Here is a 15415-nt window from a genome sequence, read left to right as displayed (position 1 = left end):
GGTTTCGATCTGCAGTGCTTGTCAGCCTTGTCGAGTGAAGCATGTCCGGAGTGTTCCGATTCGGAAGTCGACGGATGAACTGACGGATGAATTCGATGCGGCGAAGATGCGGGATTCTGGTCACGAATTCGACCGGGCGGGTCGGTTTCGAGGCGGATGTGCGGAGCAAAGCGGCGCGACGGTTGTCGAGACCTCGCCGGACGGCAACGAGGGTGTGGCGCATCCACCGGCGCGCTCATAGTCTGTGCACGTGAAGAAGTGGTGGCTCATCGGTGGTGCGGTCGTCGTGGTGCTGCTCGCGGGCGTGCTCGCGGGGCCGTGGATCTACGGCAAGTTCATCGCCGAGGACTCCGCCCCGGCCGCGTCGGTGTCGACGCAAGGCGCGCAGGCGGCGTCCGGGTCCGTGGACGGACAGTGGGTCGTGTCCGCGGGGGAGGGCGCCAACAAGACCGCCGCCGGATACACCGTCTCCGAAGTCCTCAACGGCGCGCGGGTGACCGTCGTCGGGACCACCGGCCAGGTCAGCGGTGCCGTCAGCATCTCGGAACGGAAGATGACCGCCGCCGAGGTGGTGGTGCAGGTCGCGGGGATCGCCACCGACAACTCGCGCCGCGACGGCCAGTTCCGCGGCAACGTCATGGACGCCGCCGCGTATCCCACCGCGACGTTCACGCTCGCCGCCCCGGTCGACCTCGCCTCGCTGCCCACCGACGGCACCGCCGCGACCGTGCCGGTGACGGGAACGCTCACGCTGAAGGACCAGGCGCGTCCGGTGAGTGTGGACGTGGAGGTGCTGCACTCTGGTGACACGCTGGTCGCGTCGGGCCATGTTCCCGTCACGTGGTCCGACTACGGAATCACTCCGCCGTCACTGGGATTCGTGACCGTCGACGACCACGGCACCGTCGACTTCCTGGTGAGCCTCGCGCGCGCGTAACGGTGACGGCGTGCGCGGCGGGTTGTTGCGGCTGTGATTACTTGCTGCGCTGACGTTTCCTGCGTTACCGCAGGCCTGACCCGTCGGCGGTGATCCGCGCCAGCAGACCGTCGGCCGCCGTCTCGAAGACTCGGGGGAGGTCGATCTCGTCGGGCATGGTCGCCCACTGCGATCGCACCCCGTCGTTGAGCGCCAGGAGTTCGAGAATCACCTGCCGCGCATCGACATCCGGTTTGAGCTCTCCGGTCGCGACGCCTCGTTCGACGACGGGAACGAGGGCTTCCAGGATGGCGACCAGGTTCTCCCGCAGGCGCATGCTCGCCGGGTTCGACTCGAGCAGGGCCTCACCGCTCAGCATGGCTCGGAATCGCACGAGTTCCGGGCGCCGCACGCTCTCTCGGACCGACGACACGAACTGCCCGAACAGTTCGCGCACCGACTCGACCTGAGTCACGACGGGGACGTATGGCTGTTCGCGCAGGTCGACCGCGGTCAGGAACAGTTCCTGCTTGCTCCCGAAGTGGTGGATGATCGCGGCATCGCTGATGCCGACGTCCGCGGCGATTCGAGCGATGGACGTACTGGCGTAGCCGTAGCGGGAGAAGTGATCGACCGCCGCGGCCAGGATTCGCTCGTGGGTGTCCTCGCCCGGTGCGTAGCGCCGACGCGGCCGAGGCCTGCGCCGTGGCGAGGATGTGTCGTCCGCGGAGTTCGTCCGTTCGGGCGCCATCGCAGACGCTCCCTTCCATACGCGTGTGACCACCGGCCGTCGAGCATATTGGCTCACTGCGCGGACCGGTCGACGCCACCACTTCACAGACTATTCACAAATGCTTAGTGATCACTTAGCATTTGCGCTCACGAGGCGGCGGACACTCACACCGGCCCGCCTTGACCTGCGGTTCCTCGTCCCGATTCGAAACGGAGAGTTGTCCATGAGAACGCGTGAACACCGATCACGGCTGCGTTGCGTCGCGCGCGCCGCGGTCCTCGCAACCCTGTCCACGGTCGTCGCATCCGTTGCGGTCCCCTCGTCGAGCGCCAGCGTCCCGTACCCGCTCGACGACACGCTGCGCCTGAACCAGATCCAGACGATGGGTACGCACAACAGCTATCACCCAGGGCTGATCCCGGAGGGGCTTCCTCCGTCGCTCGGCACCAAGTACCCGCTCGAGCAGATCAAGATGGGTCTCGACTACCAGCACAAGCCGCTGACCGAGCAGCTGAACAGGCTCGGGGTGCGGCACGTCGAACTCGACGTCAACGCCGACCCGGAGGGCGGCCGTTTCGCGGAGGTGCCGATGCTGGCCGAGGTGGGTGCCCCGACGCACATGGCCGACCCAGCGTGGGCCGAACCCGGTCTCAAGGTCTTCCACGTCCCGCAGGCCGACCAGCAGACCACTTGCGTGAAGTTCACCGCCTGCCTAGGCGAGCTGAAGCAGTGGTCGGCCCAGAACCCTGGGCACGTGCCGATCATGGTGTTCGTCGAGTTCAAGGACATCGACATTCTGGGGACCTATCCGAATCCTCCGATGCCGCAGTGGGGGCCCGCCGACTATGACCGCGTGGACGCGGAGGTTCGATCCGTCCTCTCCGACGACCAGCTCATCACTCCGGACGACGTCAAGGGCGCCTACCCCACGCTCGAGGCGGCGGTCCTGGGCAATCACTGGCCGACCCTCGCCGAGTCGCGCGGGAAGTTCATGTTCGTGAACTGCAATTGCCTTGCCGGCGACCGGCATCGCCGCGACTACCTCCGCCAGGACGGCAGCCTGACCGGCCGCGTCATGTTCGCCACCTCGCAGCCGGGCAACCCGGACGCCGCGGTGATTCTGGCCGATGAGTCGGTGCAGAACGCTGACCGGATCCGCGATCTGGTGAAGGCGGGCTACATTGTCCGCACCCGCTCCGACATCAACACCGTCGAGGCCCGCACCAACAACACCACGGCCCGTGACGCGGCCTTCGCGTCCGGCGCGCAGTTCGTCAGCACCGACTACCCCGAGCCGGATCCGAGGCTGCACAACGACTACTCGGTCCAGGTTCCGGGCGGCACGCCGGCGCGGTGCAATCCGGTGAACGCGCCCGCGAACTGCAAGCCCGAGGACATCGAAAATCCTGCCTTCCTGCAGATCCCACCGGTCGGGGGATCGAGCAGCGCGAGCTCGAGCGGCTGGGGTTCGCTCGCCGGCGGTTCACTGTTCGGCAGCTGACCGGCCAATACCGCTTTCGTTCGGACGGTGGGATGGCTCGGGCGTGCCGGGCCATCCCACCCTGGAGCGGTATCGGACTACGGAATCACACCGCCGTCAAGGGGATTCGTGACCGTCGACGACCACGGCACCGTCGACTTACTGGTGAGCCCGGCCCACGCCTGACGGCGCCCAGCCCGGTGGGCCGAACACGTAGCCGAGCCGTTCCCGCCACGTCGACGCGGCGCGGACGTCGCGTCCGATCGCGGCATACTCGTGGGTCTGCAGTGCCCAGATGTCGTAGGTGCCCACCGGTTTGGTCAAACCGTAGGTGGGGCGCTGATTCTCGGGCTGGAACGTGCCGAACAGCCGGTCCCACACGATGAGGATGCCGCCGTAGTTGCGGTCCAGGTACTCGGGATCGCACCCGTGGTGCACGCGGTGGTGCGACGGGGTGTTGAACACGAACTCGACCGGGCGCGGGAGCTTCCCGACCCGTTCGGTGTGCACGAAGAACTGGTACACCAGGCTCACCGAGAATCCGACGAACACCATCCACGGTGGAATGCCGATCAGCGGCAACGGAATCCACATCAGGATCTCGCCGCTGTTGTTCCACTTCTGGCGCAGGGCGGTCGCGAAGTTGAAGTACTCGCTCGAATGGTGCGCCTGATGCGTGGCCCAGATCAGTCGGATCCGGTGCGCCATGCGGTGATACGTGTAGTACAGCAGGTCGATGCCGACCAGCAGGATCACCCACGTGTACCAGGCGTCCGGAGGCAGGTGCCACGGCGCCAGGTACACCCAGATCGCGGAGTAGCCGATCAGCGCGAGGAACTTCCAGAACGCGGTGGTCGCGATCGACACCAGGCCCATCGAGATCGACGCGCGCGCGTCCCGGAACTCGTAACCGGCGGTGGGCGGGTGCGCGCGCCCGCCGCGGATGTCGGCCTCCTCGAGCTTGCGGGCGGCGAACCACTCGAGCCCGAGGAACACGACGAACGCCGGTATCGCCAGGGTGACCGGATCACCGAGCGGCGCGAGCAGCGATCCCCACGCTGCGGTGAGGGTCTCCCACATGTCTCCTCCAGGCCTTCGAGGCACCTGACCGAGAATCTACTCGGTGGAGTGACCCGGGTCACCATCGATCGCCTGATGGGTAACGTCGTCGACGAGACTCGGACGGATTCGGTGAGGAGGTCGGCGTGCACATCACGGCGCGGGTCGATTGTGCGGTGCGTGCGCTGGTGGAACTGGCGGCCGCGGGCCCCGACCTCGTGAAGGCGGACGCGCTGTCCACCGCGCAGGCGATTCCGTCCAAGTTCCTCGAGGCCGTCCTCGCCGACCTGCGCCGTGGCGGTCTCGTGAGCAGCCGACGCGGACCCGACGGCGGCTACTGGCTCACCCGGCCCGCCTCCGAGATCACCGTCGCCGACGTCATCCGCACCCTGGAGGGTCCGCTGGCGTCGGTGCGCGGGGAGCGGCCCGAGGACGTCACCTACGACGGGCCCGCCGAATCCCTGCAGCGGGTGTGGATCGCCGTCCGCGTCAACCTGCGCTCCGTCCTCGAAGGTGTCACCATCGCCGACATCGCGAACGGTGCGCTGCCGGAGTTCGTCGCAGGCCTGACCGCCGACCCGGGGGCGTGGAGCCGGCGCTAGCCACCGGTCGGGGTGAGCGACGCCCGCATCTGCATGTACCGGAAGAGTCCCGCCCGTCCCGAGACGTCCTCGTACGCGCGCACCCAGTCGTCGACGAACCGCGGCCGGTCGGCGGGGGAGAGGTGTCCGGTCCAGGCGCCGGATCCGGCGGTGCACCAGGCCGCGAAGGCGTCGCGGCTCCCGAAGTCCCAGTTCTCGTCCTGGACGGACAGGTCGGTGACCGTCAGTCCCGCCGACGCCGCGAGGGCGCGGTAGCCGCCCGGGTCGACGTGGACGAAGGGTGCGTCGAATCCGGCGAACCGATCGGCCCAGCGCGGCGAGCGGGCGACGTCCATCGCGACGGACTCGAGGCTCGGGCGTTCGCCCGCGCACACCACCTGGACGAGCACCCGTCCACCGGGCCGGGTCACGTCGGCGATCGAGGCAAGCGTCTGCCGCTGCTCGGGCACCCAGTGCAGGGCGTTGAAGGAGACGACGACGTCGAACCGGCTCCGTAGCGGCAGGTGGCGGGCGTCGGCGATCAGGAACCAGGCCCGCCCGCCGGCTCCGGAGGTCGCGGCCTTCGTGATCATCCGCGGTGACGCGTCGACGCCGACGGCGTACCCGGCGGTCAGTCGCGCGGCGAGCAGGCGCGTCACGTAACCGTCGCCGCAGCCGACGTCGAGCAGGTGGTCGTCCGGGTGCAGGTCCAGTCCCTCGATCGCGCGGGTGGCCATCGCTCGCTGCAGATCGCTCACCTGCGCGTAGCGCTCGCCGTCCCAGTCGGCCATCGCATCAGCGTAGGCCCGCGACCGGGCTCGGGTGACGCTTATCACGCAGCTGTCTTTTGTGTGCTCGATTCCACAACATTGCGCTCACCTGCAACATTGCAGAGCTCTGCAAATTCGGTACCTTCGATGAAGTGAGTGAAGAACTCGGTCTGCGGGACCGGAAGAAGGTGGCGACGCGCATCGCGCTCAGTGAGGCCGCCGCCCGCCTCGCCAAGGAGCGGGGCATCGAGCTCGTCACTGCCGACATGATCGCCGCCGAGGCCGGTGTGTCCACCCGCACGTTCCACAACTACTTCTCCTGCAAGGAGGAGGCCGTCCTGCACCACCTCGAGGCGCAGGTGCTCGAGTGGGCCGACTGGTTGCGTGAGCGTCCGGCCGACGAGCCGATACTCGATTCGCTCGAGTGCATCGTCGTGCGGGCAACCACCGAGTCGGAGGACCAACTCGACAAGATGAAGGCGCTCGCCGACCTGATCAACTCGAGTCCCACGCTGCTGGCCAAGAAAATGGAGATGCACGTGCGGCTCACGCCGATGCTCGACGAGGTCATCGCCGAGCGGACCGGCGCGTCCGGCCTCTACCCGAGCCTGCTGCAGATGGTGGTCGGCGCGGCCTGCCAGGCATCCCTCGATCTGTGGATGAGCGGTCGATCGACGGCCGCGAATCCCGAGCAAGTCGTCCACGAGGCGTTCGACCACTTGCGGTCCGGCCTCGCCGTACCCCCGCGCTAGACCCCCACCCGATCACGAAGGAGCCGCGAATGGCCACCTATCTCTACCGGATCGGTCGATTCGCCTACCGGCGAAAAGGCACGGTCCTGTCCATCTGGCTGGCCATCCTGGTCCTGATGGGCGTCGGCGCGGCCACGCTGTCGGGTCCCACCAAGGATTCGTTCTCCATTCCGGGCACCCCCGCCCAGCAGGCGCAGGACCTGATGGCCGAGCGGTTCGCCGACCAGAAGAGCCCGATGGATTCGCTGTCGGCGCGCTTCGTCTTCGCGGCACCCGAGGGGCAGACGCTCGACACCCCGGAGAACCAGGCCGCGATGGATGCCGTCATCGCCGAGTTGCGCGGTATCGACAAGGTCAGCGCGAGCGCCAAAGCGGAGCCGGGCACACCGGGCGCGCTCACCGATCCGGTCGTCGCTGACGCCGGGCTGCAGCAGATGGCCGTCGCGTCGGCCGCGCAGCAGGGCATCCCCGAGGACGTCGCCGCGGCGAACGCGAAGGCGCTGTCGCCGCTGAGCGCCGACCGCACCGTCGGCTACATCGAGGTCCCGTTCGACGGCCAGTTCGGCGACATCGACCAGTCGGTGCGCGATCAGATCAAGGCCGCCGCCGACACCGGCCGGGACGCGGGCCTCAACGTCCAGATCAGCGGCTCGGCCGCGACCGAGGCCGAGATGCCGGGCGGTATCACCGAACTCATCGGCATCGCCGTCGCCGCGATCGTCCTCGTGATCACCTTCGGCTCGCTCGTCGCCGCGGGCCTGCCGCTCATCACGGCGATCATCGGCATCATGATCGGCAGCCTCGGCATCACCGTCGCGACCGGCTTCATGGATCTGAGCTCCATGACCCCGACGCTCGCGGTCATGATCGGCCTGGCCGTCGCGATCGACTACTCGCTGTTCATCGTCTCGCGCTTCAAGCACGAACTGTCCCTCACGGACGACCGGTCCGAGGCTGCGGGCCGCGCGGTCGGCACCGCGGGTTCGGCGGTCGTGTTCGCCGGCCTGACGGTCATCATCGCGCTCGTCGCGCTGCGCGTCGTCGGCATCCCATTCCTCTCGGACATGGGCGCGGCGGCGGCATCGACGGTGTTCATCGCCGTCCTCATCGCGCTCACGCTGCTGCCGGCCATCCTCGGCCTGTTCGGCCGCAAGGCGTTCGCCGGTCGCATCCCGGGCCTGAGCCAGCGCGACGCCGAGGGCGACGACGGCAAGGTGACCTTCGCCCGCCGCTACGCCGGTGCGGTGGTCCGCCGTCCTGCGGTCGGCCTGATCGCCGGTGTGCTGCTGCTCGGTCTGCTCGCGATCCCCGCCACCAAGCTGGAACTGGCGCTGCCCAACGAGGGCAGCGGCGACCCGACGACCAGCGCCCGTCAGGCGTACGACCTGGTGAACGAGGGCTTCGGGCCCGGCAAGAACGGTCCGTTGCTGGTCGTGGTGGACGCACAGGACGCCACCGTGCCGAAGGACGAGGCGTTCGGCGCCGTCGTCGCGAAGATCTCCGAGCAGCCCGACGTCCTGAACGCGCAGGTCGTCGGCGCGAACGACGCGGGCGACACCGCGCAGATCCTGGTGACCCCGCGCAGCGGCCCGAGCGATCCGTCGACGATGGATCTGGTCGCCGACATCCGCGGCGCCGAATCGGGCCTGCACGACAGCATCGGCGTCAACTACGGCGTGACCGGCCAGACCGCGCTCGAGGGCGACGTCTCCGAGCGGCTGCAGGACGCGCTGGTGCCCTACCTGGCGGTGGTCGTCGGACTCGCGTTCGTGCTGCTGATGCTGGTGTTCCGCTCGCTGCTGGTGCCGCTGACCGCGACCCTGGGCTTCCTGCTCAGCGTCCTCGCCACCTTCGGCGCCACCGTCGCGGTGTTCCAGGAGGGCTGGGGGGGACTGGCCGCCAATCCGCAGCCGATCGTCAGCTTCATGCCGATCTTCCTGATCGGTGTGGTGTTCGGCCTCGCGATGGACTACCAGGTGTTCCTGGTGACCCGCATGCGCGAGGAGTACGTCCACGGGGCGTCCGCGAAGGATGCGGTGACGCTCGGGTTCAACCACGGTGCCCGCGTCGTGACGGCGGCAGCGATCATCATGATCTCCGTGTTCGCGGCGTTCATCGCGGAACCGAACTCGTTCATCAAGTCGATGGGCTTCGCGCTCGCGGCCGCCGTGTTCTTCGACGCATTCGTCGTCCGCATGCTCGTCATCCCGTCGGTGATGGCGCTCATGGGCGACAAGGCGTGGTGGCTGCCGAAGTGGCTCGACAAGATCCTGCCGAACGTCGACATCGAGGGAGAGAAGCTGGCCCGCGCGCTGCCGCGGGAGAAGCGCGAACTCGAGGACGCCACGGTCTCCTGAAAGACACTGTGAACATTCGATGAAGAGGGAGGGATCGGCCCCCAAGACGCGGGGCCGATCCCTCCTTTTTCGCCCTCTGGATTGGTAACCTTCGCAAACCATGCTGATCAGACTCCTCGGCACCTATCTGGGGCCATACAAGCGCGAACTAGCCGGCGTCGTCCTCCTCCAACTCGTCGCCACTGGCGCCGCGCTGTATCTCCCCAGCGTCAACGCCGACCTGATCGACAACGGCGTGGCCGCCGGCGACACCGGCTACATCATGTCGGCGGGCGCGAAGATGCTCCTCGTGACGGTGGTGCAGATCATCTGCTCCATCGGCTCGGTCTACTTCGGTGCGCGGGCCGCGATGGGCTTCGGCCGGGACGTGCGCCGCGCCGTCGTGAGCCGGGCGCGGAACTTCTCGTCCCGCGAGTTCGGCCGCTTCGGGGCGCCGTCGCTCATCACCCGCAGCACCAACGACGTCCAGCAGGTGCAGATGATGGTGGTGCTCAGCGCCACCATCCTGGTGATGGCCCCGATCATGTGCATCGGCGGCGTCATCATGTCGATCCGCCAGGACGCCGGGCTGTCGTGGATCCTCGCGGTCAGCGTCCCGCTCCTCGCGCTGACGATGATCGTGATGATCACCAAGCTGGTGCCGGCGTTCCGGACGATGCAGACCCGCATCGACGCCGTGAACCGGGTCCTGCGCGAGCAGATCACCGGTATCCGGGTGGTGCGCGCGTTCGTGCGGGAGCGCTCCGAGGCCGAGCGGTTCGACGAGGCCAACGGCGCCCTGACCGACACCGCGCTGCGCGTCGGCCGCATGACCGCGCTGATGATCCCGGTCGTGATGATGATCGCGAACCTCACCAGCGTCGCGGTCATCTGGTTCGGCGGCCACGAGATCGACAACGGCGGCATGGGTATCGGTTCGCTGACCGCGCTGCTCAGCTACATCATGCAGATCCTCATGTCGGTGATGATGGCGTCGATGATCGCCATGCTCGCCCCGCGCGCCGCGGTGTGTGCCGAGCGCATCACCGAGGTCCTCGACACCGAGCCGTCCGTCCTGCCGCCGGCCGCGCCGGTGACCACGATGGACCGCCCCGCGCTCGTCGAACTGCGCGACGCGGAGTTCCAGTACCCGGGTGCCGACGAGCCCGTGCTGCGCGGCATCAGCTTCACCGCCGAACCCGGCAAGACCACCGCGATCATCGGTGCCACCGGATCCGGCAAGACCACGCTGCTCGGTCTGATCCCGCGGCTGATCGACGTCACGTCCGGCGCGGTGACCGTGTCCGGAACCGACGTCCGCGACCTCGATCCGGAACTGCTGCGCTCGCGCATCGGGCTGGTTCCGCAGAAGCCGTTCCTGTTCTCCGGCACCGTCGCCAGCAACCTGCGCTACGGCAAGCCCGACGCCACCGACGACGAACTGTGGCGCGCGCTCGAGATCGCGCAGGCCGCGGACTTCGTCCGCGCGATGCCCGAGGGGATCGAGACCGCGGTCGCGCAGGGCGGCACGACGGTGTCCGGCGGCCAGCGGCAGCGTCTCGCGATCGCGCGGGCGCTCGTGCGCCGCCCGTCCGTCTACCTGTTCGACGACTCGTTCTCGGCGCTCGACCTGACCACCGACGCCCGGCTGCGTGCGGCGCTGCGGCCCGAGACCAAGGATGCCTGCGTGATCATCGTGGCCCAGCGCGTGTCGACGATCGTCGACGCCGACCAGATCATCGTCCTCGAGGAGGGCACGACGGTCGGTATCGGCACGCACGAGCAGCTGCTCGAGACGTGCTCGACGTACGTCGAGATCGTCGAGTCCCAGCGTTCGGTCCAGGAGGCGCTGTGAGCACCGCGACCCAGTCCTCGCCCCCGATGCCGGGTGCCCCCGGGGCGCCGGCCGCCAAGGCGGAGAACTTCGGCGCGTCCATGAAGCGCCTGCTCGGACGGCTGCGCCCGCACCGGGTGGCCGTCTCGTTCGTCCTCGTGCTCGCGGTGATCAGCGTCGTGCTGTCGGTCATCGGCCCGAAGCTGCTCGGCCACGCCACCAACCTCATCTTCGACGGTGTCGTCGGCCGGCAGCTGCCCGAGGGACTCACCAAGGACCAGGCCGTCGAGGGCCTGCGCGCGGCCGGTCAGGATCAGTTCGCCGACATGGTCTCGGGCATGGACCTCGTGCCCGGCCTCGGTATCGACTTCTCCGCCGTCGGCCGGGTGCTGGCGCTGGTGCTGGCGCTGTACATCGCGTCGTCGCTGGTCTCGTGGGCGGCGGCGTACCTGCTCAACAACATCGTGCAGGGTGTGGTGCGGGCACTGCGCAACGACGTGGAGCGCAAGCTCAACCGGCTCCCGCTCCGCTACTTCGACGCGACCTCGCGCGGCGACCTGCTCAGCCGCGTCACCAACGACATCGACAACGTCTCGCAGAGCCTGCAGCAGACGCTGAGTCAGCTGCTGATCTCGACGCTCACGGTGTTCGGCATCCTCGCGATGATGATCTCCATCTCGCCGCTGCTGGCGCTCATCGCGGTGCTCACGGTGCCGCTGTCCGCGATCGTCGCGGCCAAGATCGCCAAGCGGTCCAAGCCGCACTTCGCGGCGGTGTGGAAGACCACCGGTGAGCTCAACGGCCAGATCGAGGAGTCGCTCACCGGCCACGAACTGGTCACCGCCTACGGGCGTCACCGCGAGGTCGACGCCGAGTTCCAGGAGAAGAACGAGCAGCTGTACCAGTCGGGGTTCAAGGCGCAGTTCATCTCCGGCATGGTGATGCCGGCGATCATGTTCCTCGGCAACCTGAACTACGTCGCCATCGCCGTCATCGGCGGCATGCGGGTCGCGTCGGGCACCATGAGCCTGGGCGACGTGCAGGCGTTCATCCAGTACTCGCGCCAGTTCACGCAGCCGCTCACCCAGATCGGCTCGATGGTGAACCTGCTGCAGTCGGGCATCGCGTCGGCCGAGCGTGTGTTCGCGGTCCTCGATGAGGAGGAGGAGTCCGCGGATCCGGATCCCGCCGCCAGCCCGGTGGTTTCGCGCGGGCGCGTCGAGTTCGAGGACGTCCGGTTCAGCTACGACAAGGAGACCCCGCTCATCGAGGACCTGTCGCTGACGGCCGAGCCGGGGCAGATGGTCGCGATCGTGGGCCCCACGGGCGCAGGCAAGACGACGCTGGTGAACCTGATCATGCGGTTCTACGAGGTCGACGGCGGGCGCATCGTGCTCGACGGCACCGACACCTCGCTGATGACGCGCGACGACCTGCGCTCGCGGATCGGCATGGTGCTGCAGGACACGTGGCTGTTCGGCGGCAGCATCCGCGACAACATCGCGTACGGCCACCCGAACGCCACCGAGGAGCAGATCCTCGAGGCCGCCCGGATGAGCTACGTCGACCGGTTCGTGCACATGCTGCCCGACGGCTACGACACGGTCATCGACGAAGAGGGCAGCAACATCAGCGCCGGTGAGAAGCAGCTGATCACGATTGCCCGCGCGTTCATCTCGCAGCCGTCGATCCTGATCCTCGACGAGGCCACCAGCTCCGTCGACACCCGCACCGAGCTGCTGGTGCAGCAGGCAACGGCGGTGCTGCGCAGCGACCGCACGAGCTTCGTGATCGCACACCGGCTGTCCACGATCCGCGACGCCGACCTGATCGTCGTCATGGCCGACGGCCGGATCGTCGAGCAGGGCAGCCACGACGAGCTGCTCGAGCGGCGTGGCGCGTACTTCGACCTGTACAACAGCCAATTCGCGGGGGCGGTGGACTGACATGACCATGGAGCCGTTGGACCTGTTCGGGATCGACGCCCTGCTCGACGAGCAGGAACGCGACATCCAGGGCACGGTCCGACGGCTCGTGGACGAGCGGTTGCGGCCGCGCCTGCCGGAGTGGTTCGAGTCGGGCACGCTGCAGCCGGAGGCACTACAGGAGATCGCCCGCGACCTCGGCGCACTCGGCCTGTTCGGGATGCACCTGAAGGGCTACGGCTGCGCGGGAACCAACGCCGTCAGCTACGGCCTCGCGTGCCTCGAGCTCGAGGCCGGCGACAGCGGCCTGCGCAGCTTCGTGTCGGTGCAGGGCTCGCTGTCGATGTTCTCGATCCACCGGTACGGCTCGGAGGAGCAGAAGCAGGAGTGGCTTCCCCGCCTGGCGACCGGTGAGGCGCTGGGCTGCTTCGGGCTCACCGAACCGGACTTCGGCTCCAACCCGGCCGGTATGCGCACCCGTGCCCGCCGCGACGGCGGCGACTGGATCCTCGACGGCACCAAGATGTGGATCACCAACGGCAGCCTCGCCGACGTCGCGACCGTGTGGGCGCAGACCGACGACGGGGTTCGCGGCTTCCTCGTCCCCACGGACACACCGGGATTCACGGCCAACACCGTGCACAAGAAGCTGTCGATGCGGGCGTCGGTGACGTCGGAACTGGTGCTCGACGGCGTCCGGGTGCCGGCGTCGGCACAGCTGCCGGAGGCCCGCGGGCTGGGTGCGCCGCTGTCGTGCCTGAACGAGGCCCGGTTCGGGATCGTGTTCGGTGCCCTCGGCGCGGCCCGCGACAGCCTCGAGACGGCGATCGAATACGCCGGTACCCGTGAGGTTTTCGACCGACCGCTGGCCGGATACCAGCTCACGCAGGAGAAGCTCGCCGACATGACGCTGGAGCTGGGCAAGGGCATGCTGCTGGCGATCCAGCTGGGCCGCATCAAGGACCGCGGCGAGATCACGCCCGACCAGATCAGCGTCGGCAAACTCAACAACGTCCGCGAGGCCATCAAGATCGCGCGGGAGTGCCGTACCATCCTGGGCGCCAACGGGATCACGCTCGAGTACTCGCCGCTGCGGCACGCCAACAACCTCGAGTCGGTGCTCACCTACGAGGGCACCAGCGAGATGCACCTGCTGTCGATCGGTCGGGCGCTGACCGGACACGCGGCGTTCCGCTGACGGTCACAGCGCACGGCAGGGCGCAGCTGGGCGCGGTGTGCGGCCGCGTAGTCCTCGAGTGTCGCGCCGATAGGCTGGAAAAGTACACGGACCGAGCCGATCAGGAGAGTGTGCCATGGCCGTCGCCACCGCCGAATACGTCAGTCGCGAGCAGTTGCTCGACTTCATCCGTCCCCGCCATCGCAGTGTCCTCATAACTCGCAAAAGGTCGGGCGGACTTCAGATTTCGCCGGTCACATCGGGCCTCGACGCGGAGGGACGGATCGTCGTCTCGACATATCCGCAGAGGGCCAAGGCCGTCAACCTCCGTCACGACCCGCACGTGAGCGTGTGCGTGCTCTCCGACGAGTTCAACGGGGCGTACGTGCAGGTCGACGGCACCGCGGAGGTCCTCGACATGCCCGACGCACTCGAACCGCTCGTCGAGTACTTCCGTTGCATCTCGGGCGAACACCCCGACTGGGACGAGTACCGCGAGGCGATGCGCAAGCAGGACAAGAGCCTCATCCGGATCACGATCGACGAGTGGGGCCCGGTCGCGACCGGGGGCTTCCCGCCGAACCTCGCGCGCGACTAGACGGTCGCCCGGCCCGCGGGGCGGGCCGGGCGAGATCCGTCAGATCATCGCGCGGTGGATGCCCTGCGGCTCCCCGCCGAGTTCGGTCAGCGCGGAGGCGTAGAAGATCGACCCGGGAACGTGGATCGCATGCGTCAGGCCGGCGTGGGCGTCCCGCCAGAACCGCTGCATCGGTGTCTTCATCTGCAGCGCGCCGCCACCGGAGCGCGCGAAGACCTCGTCCACGGCGCGCACGGCGCGCCATGCGGCCGCGGTCTGGGTTCGCCGCCCGACGGCCCGCTGTTCGAAGGTCACCTCCTCGCCCCGTTCGGTCATGTCCCAGAACCGGTCCACGGTCGACAGGAGTGCCGCCCGTGACGCGGCGATCTCCGCGGCCGCGTCGCCGATCGCGAACAGCACGTGCGGATCCTCCCTGGTGGCCGTGCCCGCGACCGTGATTCGGGTCCGCTGCGCCGCCATGTGGCACGCCAGCGCGCCCTCGGCCATACCGAGCAGGGACGAGGTGATGCCGAGCGGGAAGATGCACGAGAACGGGAAGTTGTACAGCGTCTCGCTCCGGCCGGCCTCCTTCGGCGCGGTGCCGTCGAACACCTTCGCCGCGTCCAGCGTGCGGTGCGTCGGGACGAAGGCGTCCTTGACGATGAGGTCCTTGCTGCCGGTGCCGCGCAGGCCGACGACGTCCCAGCTGTCGTGGTCGATCTCGTAGTCGCTGCGGGGCAGCAGCACGTGCAGGATCTGTGGCGGCATCAACCGATTGCCGTCCCGATCGCCGACGGCCGCCCCGATCATGACCCACTGGCAGTGGTCGGTGCCCGACGAGAACGACCAGCGCCCGTTGAGGATGTAGCCGCCGTCGGTCGGCACCGCGACACCCATCGGCGCGTACGGCGAGGCCATCCAGGTGTCGGGGTCCTTGCCCCAGACCTCGTCCTGGGCCTTCGGGTCGAAGAACGCGAGCTCCCAGGAATGGACGCCCACGACGCCGCCGACCCAGCCGGTAGCGCCGTCCATCGCGCCGATCGCCATGGCGGTCTCCGCGAACTCTCGGGGGTGCACCTCGAATCCGCCGTGGCCCTTCGGCTGCAGCATGCGGACGACACCGGCTTCCCGAAGCCTCTTGGCGTTGGCGTCGGGCAGGCGCATCAGCTTGTCGCCCTCGACGCCGTCGGCGCGAATCTCGTCGGCGTACTGCTCGATCCGATCCAGGACGTGTCCCATGGCTTCCCTCGTCTCCGTATGTGGTTGATTCTCGCA

13 protein-coding genes are annotated in these 15415 nt (G+C 68.3%); 9 read left to right on the top strand and 4 right to left on the bottom strand.

The window, feature by feature from the left end:
- Positions 1 to 250 precede the first annotated feature (250 nt).
- On the top strand, positions 251 to 937 hold the full coding sequence (locus ABI214_RS12210) for a YceI family protein (protein WP_348610739.1): 687 nt from the start codon (positions 251 to 253) through the stop codon (positions 935 to 937).
- Positions 938 to 1001: 64 nt separating this feature from the next.
- Here the strand turns inward: ABI214_RS12210 and ABI214_RS12205 are convergent, their stop codons facing one another.
- The gene (locus tag ABI214_RS12205; RefSeq protein WP_348610736.1) at positions 1002 to 1667 is read right to left on the bottom strand and encodes a TetR/AcrR family transcriptional regulator; all 666 of its coding nucleotides are present in this window, start codon (positions 1665 to 1667) and stop codon (positions 1002 to 1004) included.
- Between the two features lie 205 nt (positions 1668 to 1872).
- Between ABI214_RS12205 and ABI214_RS12200 the strand changes: the two genes are divergently transcribed.
- Positions 1873 to 3150 carry a Ca2+-dependent phosphoinositide-specific phospholipase C gene (locus ABI214_RS12200; RefSeq protein WP_348610733.1) on the top strand — a complete coding sequence of 426 codons (1278 nt, stop codon included), beginning with the start codon at positions 1873 to 1875 and terminating at the stop codon, positions 3148 to 3150.
- A 138-nt stretch (positions 3151 to 3288) separates the two neighbouring features.
- Here the strand turns inward: ABI214_RS12200 and ABI214_RS12195 are convergent, their stop codons facing one another.
- A complete protein-coding gene (locus tag ABI214_RS12195) occupies positions 3289 to 4209 on the bottom strand; it encodes a sterol desaturase family protein (RefSeq protein WP_348610730.1) in 921 nt (306 codons plus the stop codon).
- Between the two features lie 125 nt (positions 4210 to 4334).
- Here ABI214_RS12195 and ABI214_RS12190 point away from each other — a divergent pair, with 125 nt between their 5' ends.
- Positions 4335 to 4790, top strand: a complete 456-nt coding sequence (locus tag ABI214_RS12190; RefSeq protein ID WP_348610727.1) for an RrF2 family transcriptional regulator — start codon at positions 4335 to 4337, stop codon at positions 4788 to 4790.
- On the opposite strand, the gene ABI214_RS12185 is transcribed toward ABI214_RS12190, so the two are convergent.
- Positions 4787 to 5602 (bottom strand): class I SAM-dependent methyltransferase, encoded by an 816-nt coding sequence (locus tag ABI214_RS12185; RefSeq protein WP_348611572.1) that lies wholly within the window; start codon positions 5600 to 5602, stop codon positions 4787 to 4789. The genes ABI214_RS12190 and ABI214_RS12185 overlap by 4 nt on opposite strands.
- Positions 5603 to 5691: 89 nt before the next feature.
- On the opposite strand from ABI214_RS12185, the gene ABI214_RS12180 reads away from it, so the two are divergent.
- The 6 genes from ABI214_RS12180 to ABI214_RS12155 all read left to right on the top strand — a co-directional run bounded on the left by ABI214_RS12180 (position 5692) and on the right by ABI214_RS12155 (position 14161).
- Entirely contained in the window at positions 5692 to 6291 is a 600-nt protein-coding gene (locus tag ABI214_RS12180) for a TetR/AcrR family transcriptional regulator (protein ID WP_348610724.1), read from the top strand.
- 29 nt (positions 6292 to 6320) lie between these two features.
- The gene (locus ABI214_RS12175) at positions 6321 to 8648 is read left to right on the top strand and encodes an MMPL family transporter (protein WP_348610721.1); all 2328 of its coding nucleotides are present in this window, start codon (positions 6321 to 6323) and stop codon (positions 8646 to 8648) included.
- Between the two features lie 100 nt (positions 8649 to 8748).
- Positions 8749 to 10482, top strand: coding sequence for an ABC transporter ATP-binding protein (locus tag ABI214_RS12170; RefSeq protein WP_348610718.1), 1734 nt, complete (start codon positions 8749 to 8751; stop codon positions 10480 to 10482).
- 26 nt (positions 10483 to 10508) lie between these two features.
- Positions 10509 to 12407: an ABC transporter ATP-binding protein gene (locus tag ABI214_RS12165; protein WP_348611569.1), complete on the top strand. Its 1899-nt coding sequence runs from the start codon at positions 10509 to 10511 to the stop codon at positions 12405 to 12407.
- A 1-nt stretch (position 12408) separates the two neighbouring features.
- On the top strand, positions 12409 to 13584 hold the full coding sequence (locus ABI214_RS12160; RefSeq protein WP_348610715.1) for an acyl-CoA dehydrogenase family protein: 1176 nt from the start codon (positions 12409 to 12411) through the stop codon (positions 13582 to 13584).
- A gap of 115 nt (positions 13585 to 13699) precedes the next feature.
- A complete protein-coding gene (locus ABI214_RS12155; protein WP_348610712.1) occupies positions 13700 to 14161 on the top strand; it encodes a PPOX class F420-dependent oxidoreductase in 462 nt (153 codons plus the stop codon).
- A gap of 39 nt (positions 14162 to 14200) precedes the next feature.
- Here ABI214_RS12155 and ABI214_RS12150 read toward each other — a convergent pair whose 3' ends face one another.
- Positions 14201 to 15379, bottom strand: a complete 1179-nt coding sequence (locus ABI214_RS12150; protein ID WP_348610709.1) for a hydroxylase — start codon at positions 15377 to 15379, stop codon at positions 14201 to 14203.
- Positions 15380 to 15415: the final 36 nt, after the last annotated feature.

The sequence above is a fragment of the Prescottella soli genome, assembly GCF_040024445.1.
Lineage (GTDB): Bacteria > Actinomycetota > Actinomycetes > Mycobacteriales > Mycobacteriaceae > Prescottella > Prescottella soli.
Note: the sequence above shows the minus strand (reverse complement) of the source record. Positions and strands in the feature narration are given on the sequence as shown.